We start from the raw sequence: 480 nt of genomic DNA, 5'->3' as shown, positions 1-480 counted from the left end.
TTAAACTAGTATCTTCTTCGCCACCTTGTAATAGTTTCAGCCTCTTATCTGTTGGTAACTTCCACTTATCATTCTCCTCATTAAGTTCGCCAAGTTGTAAATCGACGCGATGAAATAATGATTGGTAGTCTTTTATATGAGTATCAAGTAACGTTGTATAAGTTATTTCTGTTGCATCATTAATTGTTTTTAAACACTGCTCCTCTGGGTGTTTATATCTATAAGATGTCGCTGCAGATAATATTATTGTGACTGCGTCTGCGTCTGTGACTATGATTCTGTTCCCTAGCGTCTCTGTATGTCCATTATCCGCAATGGCTTTGATGGCACTTCGAAATTCAATACCATTCTTCCCACCCGTTTCTCCACGCATTACTAGACAATCATCACTTATGGCTTCCATATCATCTAAATTCCTTGTATTTCCTCGATCATAATGCATGTGAAATGAAATAGATTGCTTTTTTGAGGCAGTTAATC

1 protein-coding gene is annotated in these 480 nt (G+C 37.1%); it reads right to left on the bottom strand.

Going from position 1 to position 480, the window contains the following annotated elements:
* On the bottom strand, positions 1–442 hold a 442-nt coding region (locus tag AOA61_RS24560), incomplete at its 3' end, for a glycoside hydrolase N-terminal domain-containing protein (protein ID WP_256583488.1).
* Between the last annotated feature and the right edge of the window lie 38 nt (positions 443–480).

Source organism: Pseudomonas sp. 2995-1, assembly GCF_002742505.1.
GTDB lineage: Bacteria > Pseudomonadota > Gammaproteobacteria > Pseudomonadales > Pseudomonadaceae > Aquipseudomonas > Aquipseudomonas sivasensis.
Note: the sequence above shows the minus strand (reverse complement) of the source record. Positions and strands in the feature narration are given on the sequence as shown.